Source organism: Erwinia sp. B116, from assembly GCF_002865965.1.
Classification (GTDB): Bacteria; Pseudomonadota; Gammaproteobacteria; order Enterobacterales; family Enterobacteriaceae; genus Erwinia.
Map to the genome: position 1 here is coordinate 130853 of NZ_JRZZ01000006.1, position 8117 is coordinate 138969.

The 8117-nt window shown below is 61.4% G+C and carries 4 protein-coding genes and 1 pseudogene; all 5 read right to left on the minus strand.

From position 1 onward, the window contains the following. A pseudogene (locus tag NV64_RS23930) lies at positions 1-916 on the minus strand (L,D-transpeptidase); the annotation flags it as partial. Between the two features lie 167 nt (positions 917-1083). Continuing rightward, positions 1084-5529, minus strand: a complete 4446-nt coding sequence (mukB, locus tag NV64_RS06995; protein ID WP_101505606.1) for a chromosome partition protein MukB — start codon at positions 5527-5529, stop codon at positions 1084-1086. After that, on the minus strand, positions 5529-6245 hold the full coding sequence (gene mukE / locus NV64_RS07000) for a chromosome partition protein MukE (protein WP_072166378.1): 717 nt from the start codon (positions 6243-6245) through the stop codon (positions 5529-5531). Before mukE ends, mukB begins: the two co-directional genes overlap by 1 nt. Beyond that, positions 6226-7548 carry a chromosome partition protein MukF gene (gene mukF, locus NV64_RS07005; protein WP_056236872.1) on the minus strand — a complete coding sequence of 441 codons (1323 nt, stop codon included), beginning with the start codon at positions 7546-7548 and terminating at the stop codon, positions 6226-6228. The genes mukE and mukF overlap by 20 nt, the downstream gene beginning before the upstream one ends. Beyond that, the coding region (locus NV64_RS07010) for a methyltransferase domain-containing protein (protein WP_233208940.1) at positions 7545-8117 on the minus strand (573 nt) is incomplete at its 5' end. The genes NV64_RS07010 and mukF, both read right to left, overlap by 4 nt.

Below are 8117 nucleotides of genomic sequence, written 5' to 3' on the forward strand. Positions count from 1 at the left end.
CGTTGCCCGGATTTTCCGGCGTCACCGCCAGAGGGGTCCCATCAACGGCAGCGGCTGAAGGGCTGACCACCGCCGCACCACCCGCGTTGCGCGCGGTCGTCGCATCCGGCTGCGCATTGTCATCGTCATGCACCAGCGGGGCATCCACCTGGCCCACCACCTCATCCACCGGCTTTGGCTGCTCGCTGGCGGCAGACATCATGCCGCTGCGCTGCAGAATATCGCGCAGCGCCGGCACGTCGTTGCTCACCTGACCGGGGCGCAGCGTCTGACGGTCGGTCAGCTGCGGCCAGGGGCGTTTATCATCAAGCAGCGTTTTCAGCGCCTGATGCATACGCGCGTACTGCGGATGCTGCGGCGACAGCGACCGGATAAAGCCGCTCAGATTGCCGCGCGTCAGCGACGTTTGCCACTGATTAATTGCGGCAACGCCCGGCGCGGCCAGCTTGTAAGGTGCCGTGCTGTAGAGCCAGGTCTCACCCTGAGCGGGAATGCTGGAGGTGAACTGCAGATAGCCGAGCATGGCGTCAGACAGCACAATATCCCGCGCCTGCCCGCTAACCGACGGGTCGGTCAGCAGCTTAACCCACTGGGTAAACTGCGGCTGCACGCCGGAAAGCGCCACTTCGGCCAGCTGCTGCTGAAAAGCACGCACTGCCTGGGGATCCTGCCACATCGGCTGCATGCCGTGGCTGGCGTAAAGAGGAGCCAGCTGTTTCAGGAACACCACCTGCCCGACGTGGCTGGAAAGCGCCGCAGCCAGCTGAGACTGGCTCTGTGCGGCAGAGAGATGATGCGTCACGGGAGCGGAAACCGGCGGAATACCGGCCACGGCAGGAAACGCCTGGGTCAGCCCAAGCAAGACACAGTAGCTAAGCAGCTTAGCCTGCGCGGATAACGATTTCTGCAGCAACATCCCTGCCCCCTGTAAAGTCAGCCGACGAGGAATTCAGCGGCAATTAACTGATGCTTTAAGTATATAAAAAGAAAACGGCATTCGCTTAGTGTGTCGCAAATGCCGTTACTGAGAGTAATCTGGCGGCAAATAATTTACCACTTTTCCGCCAGCTATTTTTTACCCAATCAGGCGAGCGGGGCCGCCGCCTCGGTTACCGTCTGCTCGGCGGCAAAGCCGCGCAGCCCGACCACGTGGACGTGTTCGGTATTGTTAACCACCTTACGCACCAGCTTATAGGTAGTGCCTTTCTCCGGGCTGATGTTTTCCGGTGCCGCGATAATCAGCTGCATTTCCAGACGGTCACACAGCTCGAACAGCGTGGCGATCGACCTGGCATCCAGACGCGCTGCCTCATCGAGGAACAGCAGCCGGCACGGTGAAATATCCTTACCGCGCAGCCGGCGTGACTCCTCCTCCCAGCTCTGCACCACCATCACCAGGATCGACATCCCGGTACCGATGGCCTCGCCGGTAGAGAGCGCCCCGCTCTCCGCTCGCAGCCAGCCTTCCGCTCCGCGGTTAACCTCAACGTCCATCTCCAGGTAGTTGCGGTAGTCCAGCAGCTCCTCGCCGATGGTTTGCGGCGTACGCTGGCCCATATCCATCTGCGGGTTGAGGCGCTGATAGAGTTTCGCCAGCGCTTCGGAGAAGGTCAGGCGGTTGCTGTTGAACAGGTCCTGATGCTGCTCGTGCTGTTCCGATAACACGTCCAGCAGCGTCGAGTGCGCTTCGCGCACGTTGACGTTCAGCCGCACGCTCTTCACCTGGCCGAAGCTTACCGCCTGCAGCCCCTGGTTAAGCTGGCGGATGCGGTTCTGCTCGCGCTGGATGGTTTTACGGATAATGTTCGCCGCGCTGCGCGAGCTGATCGCCAGCATCTGCTCGCGAGCGGTCAGCTCCTCGGTCAGGCGGTTCAGCTCAATCTCCATCTGCTCAATGGCTTCTACCGGATCATCGGTGCGGATAATATCCTGGCGGATACGCTCGCGCAGATGCTGGTAGACGGCGATAAAGAACTGGATCTTGCGTTCCGGGCGCTTCGGATCTTCCGACAGGCGCAGCACGTCACGCAGATGTTCGTTATCCGCCACCGCCAGACGCAGCGCGCCCAGCGCCTTATCCGACATGGAGCGCAGTTCATCGCCGCCCAGATAGGCCAGCTCACGCCGGTGCAGACGGCGCTCGACGCCGTTATCTTTCACCAGCCGCAGCACCGCCACCCAGCCGGCTTTGGCGCTGACCACCTGCTCGCGGCCGATGTGGTATTCGCGCTCCACGCGGCGCAGTTTCTTCTGCAGCGCGTCCATCTCGGCCTCACAGAAGGTGATCTGTTTTTCCAGCTGGCTGCGGCGCGCGCGGTTGTTGCTCAGCGCGCTGTACAGTTCGTCGCGGCGCAGGCGCGCCCGCTCTTCCGCGCTGGCGTCCGCCTGCACGCCGATGTCCTGCATCTCCTGCTGCAGCTCTTTCAGCATTTCACGCTTGGCGTCGTAAGAGCTTTTCAGCGATGCCAGCACCTGGCTGTACTGGGTCAGCTGGCCCTGATGCTGGCGCAGCTGTTCACGGGCGCGGGCACGTTCACCCTCGGCCTGCTCCAGACGCTGGCGCAGTTTTTCATTCAGGTCGCTGGTGCCGTTGAGCATGCCGGCGGAATCGGTGTAACCAAAGTGGGCGCGGCGCTGCACCACTTCGGTCAGGGCAAACGCCTGCTGACGGGCGGCACGCTGCTGCTGCTGCGCCTGCTGGTAGTCCAGCCGCAGCTGCTCGTGCTGCTCCGGGTCGCTCTGCAGCACCGACAGAACAGGTTCCAGCTTCGCCAGCTGTGCGCCGTGCTGCTGCACGAAGCGCGCCGCTTCCTGCGCTTCATCCAGCCGTTCGAGGATCTCTTCGTAGCGATCCTGCAGCGTATCGTCCAGCAGCAGGCTGACGCGCGGCAGCAGGCGGTTGAGGTGAGCCACGCCTTCACGCGCCTGCTCAAACTGCTGGCGCTGCTGCTGGTTCTGGCTTTCATGGTTGGCCAGCGCGCGCTCATTCTCCACGCGGCGCTGGTTCAGCTGACGCAGCTCCGCTTCCGGGTCCGCTTCAAAGGCGACGCCAAGATGGCTGCCGATAAAGCGGCTGAACGACTGATGCAGGCGCTGAATTTTCTGCACGTCAAAGGACAGAGTGGCATAGCGTTCGGCCAGCGCGTCGCGCTCGGCGTCCAGCCGCTCCAGCTGGGTTTCACGCGCGGCGCGGCCAAACAGCGGCACCTTCGGAAAGCGCGAGTAGCGCCACTGGCGATCGCCGGCCTTCACCACCACCGCTTTTTCCAGCTCTTCGACGTTGAATACGCTGTCGTCGAACGACTGCGGGTCCCCTTCAATCAGGTAGAGGTCTTCCGGGCAGTCATCCAGCCCGTCCAGCTGTTCGCGCACCAGCGACAGGTCCGGCACCACGATAGCGTGGCGCGACGGCCCGTACAGCGCCGAGAAGTAAGGCGCGTCGTCGATAGTGACGTCATCATAAATTTCGGACAGCAGCACGCCGCCGAAACGCTCGGCCAGCGCGTTGAGCCGCGCGTCTTCCGCGCCACCCGGCTGGCTGAGGCGTTCAATCTGCCGTTCACGATCGCGCTTCTGCGCGGCCACGTCGTCACGCTCAACCGTGGTCTCACGCTCGCGCTCCAGCAGCTGCTGCATGCATTCGGTCACCTGCTGGCTGCTCTCCAGCGGCTGGCCGCTCTGCTCGCTCAGCTGCGCTAAAATCTCCTGCGCGACCAGCCACTGCGGTGCCTGGCGCGTCTGGCGGGCAATGCGTTCGCGCAGCTGCTCCTGCTCCTGACGCAGGGCCATACGCTGCTCGCCGGCGGTGGAGACGCTCTCACCCAGCTGTTCAATACGCGCTTCCAGCTCATACTGCAGCGCCTCCAGATCGGCGGCATCGACGCTCTGACCGTGGCGCTTGCAGAACTCCGCCAGCAGCCGCTCGGCATCCTGCTGCTCGCGCAGGCGCTGCTCCAGCTCTGACACCCTGGATCGCAGCGACTGCAGCTGCCCGGCGTGGTGCTGCTGGTTGGCCGCATCGCGCAGCAGATCGCGCCCGACCTGCCACGCCTCGCTGCGGCTGACCGGGCCGGCAATGCGCTGCACCAGCTCGAACGCCTGTTCAAACTGGCTGTGCGCCGCCTCGGCCACGCTCATCTTCTGCTCCAGCCGTAGCAGCTGTTCGGTGGCCTCCTGCTCTTTTGCCTGGAAGGTCTCCTGCCACTCGTCGGCGTTATCCACGCTGAGGTCGTTAATCTGGCAAATTTCGCGCGCGCGCTGCAGCGCCTGCAGCGCCTGCTGATACTGGATCGCCCGGGTCTGCTGCACGTCCAGCGCCTGCTGATAGTCGGCCAGCTGGTTTTTCAGCTCGTCGACTTCCAGCTCGGCGCCTTCGCTGCGCGCTTCCAGCTCTTCGTGCTGTTCACGCGCTTCCGCCACCACCTCGTTCTGCTCTTCCAGACGGAAGGTCAGCTCTTCGAGATCGGCATCGTAGCGGTCGATTTTTTCCTGCTGGCGCAGCGCGGTCTGCACCAGGTTCAGGTGATCGCTGGCGCCCTGGTAATCGGTCTCCAGATCGCTTTCGGCGGCGTTGTGTTCGGCCAGCTCACGTGCCATCTCAACCTGGCGATACTGTTCGGTCGCCAGCTGACGGCGGCTGGTAAACAGCTCGCCGCGCACCTGCACCGCGCCGTCCAGATGGATGCGGCGCTCGTTAGCGTGGCGCATATAGTCGGCCGCCACGTAGCTGGTCGCTTCTGAAATCAGGTGCTTAAACAGGTCACGGTCGGACTGGGTAACGCGGATCGCCTCCAGCGTCATGCGGTTTTCGCGCAGCGCGCCTTCCATATCCTGGAACGCCTTGCGCACGCCGCTGTTCTCCGGCAACAGGTAGTCGCGCAGGGAGCGGGTAATTGCGCTGGAGATACCGCCGTACAGAGAGGCCTCAATCAGACGGTAGTATTTGCTGCGGTCGGCGGCGGAGCGCAGGCGACGCGCCACGATGCCGAGATCGAACATCACGGAGTGGTAGTCGGTGATTGAGTTGTACTGTTTAAACTGTACGCTCTCCATCGCCTCAAATTTGTCTTTCAGCTCGCTGAGCGGCAGCACGCGCGCCTGGCGGGCGTTCACCGTTTCAGTGAGGATTTCGGTCGGGTTAATCGCCACCGGCAGGCCGTGGATGCTGAACGGCTTGATATCCACCTTGCGATCGCGGCCGGCGACCTGCTGCAGGCGCACGCCGACGATCACCCGCTGATGGCGCGAGTTGACCACGTCGAGCGCCGCATAGCAGACGCCGGGACGTAATTTGCCGTGCAGGCCTTTATCGCGCGAGCCGGAGGTGGCCCCGGCTTCGGTGGTGTTACGGAAGTGCAGCAGCGTCAGATCGGGGATCAGCGCGGTGATAAACGCCGCCATGGTGGTCGATTTACCGGCACCGTTACCGCCCGACAGCGTAGTCACCAGCTCATCAAGGTCAAAGGTGCGGGCAAAAAAACCGTTCCAGTTAATCAGCGTCAGCGAACGAAACTTTCCACGTTCAATCATTACTCTTCTTCTCCACTGTCCGGCGCGCCCTGTTCGGCGTCATTATCGCCCTCTTCATCCAGCACCAGCCCACCTTCCAGCTGCATCGCTTCACCATCGCGGATCATGCGCAGCTGCGCGTCGCGGGCGTCATCGCCGCTGCGCACGTCGGCACCAAAGCGGAACACCGATTCGGTGATGCGGAACTTGCTGCTGTCGTTGCCCATAAACCACACCATGCCGAGGCGGCGCAGGCGGTTTAACGAGGCGCGCATCTTTTCCTGCAGCTTCTGCCGGTCGAGATCCGATCCGGTTGAGCGCTGGTTCACCAGCTTCAGCAGCTTGTTCTCGTCGGCCAGCGACATCAGTTCGTCGTGCAGCTCCTGCTGGGTAAAGATGCCCTCATTGGCCAGCCGCTCCGGGCTGAGATAGAGGTAACAGAGGACTTTGCCGACCATCATGTCCATTTCGGACAACACCGAGCGTGGGATCAGCGTCGTGGAACGCGGTCGCAGGTAGAAAAAGCCTTCCGGCGCGCGGATCAGCTCAACGTGATAGCGGGCGTAAAACTCTTCCAGAAACTCCTGATAGTCCATCAGGAAAGCGTGTTGATCTAACTCTTCAATCGCAACGTGGCGTCCTGCCCGTAACTGGCTGTCCAGCGCCGGAAAAATCGGGTTCGCCAGGGCTTGTGCCAGCTTAACCGGCATCACTTGTTCAATATTTGTCGATGACATGTGCCTGCACCTTGGCTCCGTAATCATTAATAGCCTGCCACTCGGGCGACAGGCCGGTAAAATCGGCTTCGGCCACGCCTAAGCGTACCGCCTGATCGATCACAATCCGCGCCACGTCAAAATGCCGCACTCGCGGATACTGCACCAGGTAGTCACGCACCACCAGGCCGAGATCGAGCGGTTTTTTCTGCGCCTTGTAGATAGCCAGCGCCTCTTCAATCATCGCCGCCAGCTGCTCGCGAATTTCGTTAAACTCTTCGTACTCCAGCTCGGAAGGTAACTCGCCGGTCACCTCGTCACTGCGCAGGGTCAGCTCTTCATCGCGCATGTCGTACAGGCGGTCGGCGTTGGCGTAGGTGAGCGCCCACGGGGCGTCGAAGTACGTTTGCAACGACTGGCGCAGGCGCTGGGCAAACACGCGGTTTTTATCCATATCGATGGCGGTACGGATAAACTTATGCACGTGGCGGTCATAGCCGATCCACAGGTCAATCGCCTGCTGGCCCCAGCTGATGATACGGTCGAGCTTGTTCTGCAGGTCATAGACCAGCTTATCGACAAAACCGAGATCGGGGCTGCTCATGGTGGCATCCTGGATGCGCAGCAGATTGGCCTGCAGCTTATCGCCCGCCGCTTCCAGCGTATCCTGCAGCTCGCGCAGCGTGCCGGAGGTTTCACTCAGCAGCAGTTCACAGCTGGAGATCGCCGCGCGCCAGTCCTTGTTGAGCAGCTGGGCGATATCATCCTTCACCGACTGCTGCTGCTCGTCCATGATGCGCTGGGTGATATCAATACTGTCGAAGATCTCCGCCACCGAGTATTTCAGCGGCGCAAAGACGTTGCGGTGCCAGTGGAACTCATCGCCGTCCTCTTCAGCCGCATCCGCGGCGCGCTTCAGCTCGCCGGCGACGATCGACAGCTGCATCGACAGGCGCAGCGTGGAGAACTCGCGCTGGCGAATATAGTAGTCGGTGATGCCGATCGCCAGCGGCGTCAGACGGTAAATGGCATTGCCTTCGGCCTGTTCGCTGGTAAAGCGGTTCAGCAGGCGCTGGCGCACCATATCATTGATAGCGTTGTTGGCGCGCACCAGCACCGTTTCGCTGGTCTGTTCAAAGCCTTCGCTGACGTGGCGGAATGCGTCAGTCAGCTCGCCTTCGCTCATTTCGCCATCCATGCGCTCGCCGTTAAGGGTGGCAATCGCCAGCAAAAAAGTCAGACGTTCGGTCGGCAGCGAAACGGAAAAATCATTTTTTCGCGCCCAGGCCACCAGCTCGGGGATGGTCTGAGAAAAGTCACTCATAATGCGTCCGCCTTAAAGGGTTTCCGTGCGGTGACGTGGATATAACGTCCTAAACTCAAAAAGGGCTCCTGATGGCAGTACTGCTTCTCGAAAGCCAGAACCTCGTCAAACCGCTCCGTCTGTTTGTGCTTCTCACGCATGTAGTCGTGGAAGACGCGGATACCGGTTTTGTTTTCAATGGTAAAGCCGCAGTCGGCCAGCCAGCCGTATACCTGCTGCGGATCGCGCGGGTAGTCCGGCGACAGGGTTTTCTTTTTACGCTTGGTCAGGCCGGCCTGCAGATAACCGAAGTTACCCAGCACCATGGTCTGCAAAGTGAGGCCATGAATGTTATAGAACATCAGTGACAGTATGCCACCCGGCTTCAGCACATCATACAGCGCCTGCAGCGCCTGCCGGGGCTCGGCCACCCACTCAAGCACCGCGTGAAACAATACCAGATCGACCGGCCGATCCAAATGTTGACCAACCTGCTGGGCGCTAATTTGTTTGAATTGCATGTTGCCGCTCACACCTTTCTGCTCCGCCAGCAGGCGGGCGCGGCTGAGCATTTCAGCGGAGAGATCGCA